We start from the raw sequence: 2,190 nt of genomic DNA on the forward strand, positions 1-2,190 counted from the left end.
CGTGCGCCATCGGCACGCCGACCACCTGCTGGGCCACCCGACCGTCCGGATCGACCGCGTCGTCCGGAGCGTCGGCGCCGACGTCGAGTGCGCGGTCGCCGAGCGGCTCTCGACGGGACCGGCAGACGGGTTCGGCGCGTCCGACTGCGACTGTGAGAGCCACCTCGCCGCCGCCGAGGGCGACTCGCTCGACGCGTTCGCCGCGCGGGTCAGGGACGCGCACGAGGCGGCGGTCGAAGCGGCGGGTCCCGGCGCGCGCGATGCAGACGACGGCGACGGAAACGGCGCGCGGGTCGACGTCGTCGCCGGCGAGTAGGGGTCTCCCGATCGCGGACCTACAGGTCGTACCGCTCGACGATGTCGGTGAGCTGTTCACGCCGCCCTTCGATAGCCTCCTCGCGCAGCGCCTCCTCCTCCGGCGTCGGATGGGTCAACTCGGGAACGCTCGCCGGCGCCCCCTCGTCGTCGAGCGCGACGAAGGTGAAGTAAGACGTCGTCGTCCGACGCTCCTCGTCCGTCCGCGGGTTCTCCGCGCGCACGTCGACCTTCACGTCGAGGCTCGTTCGCCCGACGTTGAACACGTACCCCTCGATCACGGCGACCTCGCCGGTCTCGATGGGCGCGATGAAGTCGACGTGGTCCATCGACGCGGTGACCACCTGTCGGTTCGCGAAGCGCATCCCGGCGATGGCGCCGCAGATGTCCATCCAGTGGAGGACCGCGCCCCCGAGCGCTCGCCCGAGGTTGTTCGTGTCGTTCGGCAGCAGCATCTCGGTCATCTCGGTGTACGACTCCGCGACGGTGGCCGTCTCGTCCATACCGCCGGTGGACGGGCGGGCGACTTGAACCTCCGGCTCTCGGCGCTCGACCCGCGTCATCCAACTCTCGGCGCCCGGCCCCCTGCGTCGCGAGCGCGACTCGCGGTCAGGAGCCCTCCGGGGGGCCGTCGTCGAAGTGGACGGAGTCCGGGGCGCGTCCCGCCTCGTCGATCACCTCGTCGGAGACGATGATGGGGCAGTCGATCCGGACGGCGAGCGCGAGCGCGTCGGAGGGGCGCGCGTCGAAGACGAACCGCTCGGGCTCGCCGTCGTCGTATCGCTCCGCGTCGACCTTCGCGTAGAAGGTCCCGTCGCGGAGGTCGTCGACCCGGACGCGGTCGATCGCCCCGCCGAACTCGGTGAGGATATCGACGAGTAGGTCGTGCGTCAGCGGCCGGTCGAACGGTTCGCCCTCCAGCGCCATCCCGATCGACTGCGCCTGATCGGCGCTGACGAATATCGGGACGTACTCGCCCCGGACGGAGAGGATGACGGCCGGGACGTCGCCGCCCGGTGCGGAGCCCGCTCCGACCCCGACGACCTCGGCTTCGTGTTCCATATCGGATCGTGGCGGCGGCGGCATGAATAGCTGTCCCACGGGCGACGCCGCTCGGCCCGCCCGAACGACTCGCATTTTCGGCAGTCCCTCACCTACCGGCGGTCCGGTACCAGTACGCCCACGCGAGCGTGAACACGAGCGCCGCGCCGAGGAAGAAGACGACGCCGGGTTCGAGCGCCGAGACGGCGTACTCGGCGAGGGGGTCGACGACGTACTCGACCGTGCCGTCTATCGCGGCGTCGCCCCCGTCGGCGGCCCCGCTCGTTCCCCCGTCTCCCGCGGCGTCCTCGGTGGTGACCCCCGCGTCCCCGGTCGTGGTCGTCACGCGAGCCGTCGGCCCAGCCACCGCGAGGACGCGCTGGGCGACGACGGCGGCCAGCCCGATGAGCGCGTAGCCGCCGAGCAGTCGCATCAGCGCGCTCTTGATCCCGGCCGACTCCTCGCTCCCCCCGGCGAACAGGACGAGGGGTTCGTCGGCGGCCGCGTACACGTCCATCTCGCGGCCCTTCTCGGAGTAGGTGGTGTCGACGACGTCGACGAGGTCGGCGCCGTCGAGCTTCGCGAGGTGATACTGCACGTTCTGGAGCGACGTGTCGACCGCGGCCGCGAGCTCCGACTTCGTCGCCGGTTCGTCGTGGAGGTGCGAGAGGATCTCGCGGGCGGTCTCGGAGCCGAGCGCGGCGATGAGGTCGTCCGCGTCCTCGTCGTCGACGCCCACGACCCGCGGCTCTCGGTCGTCGGGGGGCGCGTCGGGGAGGGAGGGCAACAGCCGCGACATGGCCGCCACTCCGCGCCGGGCGGAGACAAGTTGGT

General features: G+C 71.7%; 4 protein-coding genes. 1 reads left to right on the forward strand and 3 read right to left on the reverse strand.

Going from position 1 to position 2,190, the window contains the following annotated elements; translation table 11 throughout:
- Window positions 1–316, forward strand: a 316-nt coding sequence (locus OQF71_RS14390; protein WP_280588500.1) for a DUF123 domain-containing protein, incomplete at its 5' end; no start/stop codon positions are given.
- A 19-nt stretch (window positions 317–335) separates the two neighbouring features.
- Here the strand turns inward: OQF71_RS14390 and OQF71_RS14395 are convergent.
- From OQF71_RS14395 to OQF71_RS14405, 3 genes are all read right to left on the reverse strand, one after another.
- On the reverse strand, window positions 336–818 hold the full coding sequence (locus OQF71_RS14395) for an acyl-CoA thioesterase (protein WP_280588502.1): 483 nt from the start codon (window positions 816–818) through the stop codon (window positions 336–338).
- A gap of 106 nt (window positions 819–924) precedes the next feature.
- Window positions 925–1,377: a bifunctional nuclease family protein gene (locus OQF71_RS14400; RefSeq protein ID WP_280588503.1), complete on the reverse strand. Its 453-nt coding sequence runs from the start codon at window positions 1,375–1,377 to the stop codon at window positions 925–927.
- A gap of 88 nt (window positions 1,378–1,465) precedes the next feature.
- The gene (locus tag OQF71_RS14405; RefSeq protein WP_280588504.1) at window positions 1,466–2,155 is read right to left on the reverse strand and encodes a winged helix-turn-helix domain-containing protein; all 690 of its coding nucleotides are present in this window, start codon (window positions 2,153–2,155) and stop codon (window positions 1,466–1,468) included.
- Window positions 2,156–2,190 lie beyond the last annotated feature (35 nt).

The organism is Halorubrum sp. Boch-26 (assembly GCF_029889805.1).
Taxonomy (GTDB): domain Archaea; phylum Halobacteriota; class Halobacteria; order Halobacteriales; family Haloferacaceae; genus Halorubrum.

Bases quoted from the DNA above. Each gene is read 5' to 3' on its own strand.
- OQF71_RS14395 (WP_280588502.1), bottom strand. From the start codon at position 818: ATGGACGAGACGGCCACCGTCGCGGAGTCGTACACCGAGATGACCGAG.
- OQF71_RS14400 (WP_280588503.1), bottom strand. From the start codon at position 1,377: ATGGAACACGAAGCCGAGGTCGTCGGGGTCGGAGCGGGCTCCGCACCG.
- OQF71_RS14405 (WP_280588504.1), bottom strand. From the start codon at position 2,155: ATGTCGCGGCTGTTGCCCTCCCTCCCCGACGCGCCCCCCGACGACCGA.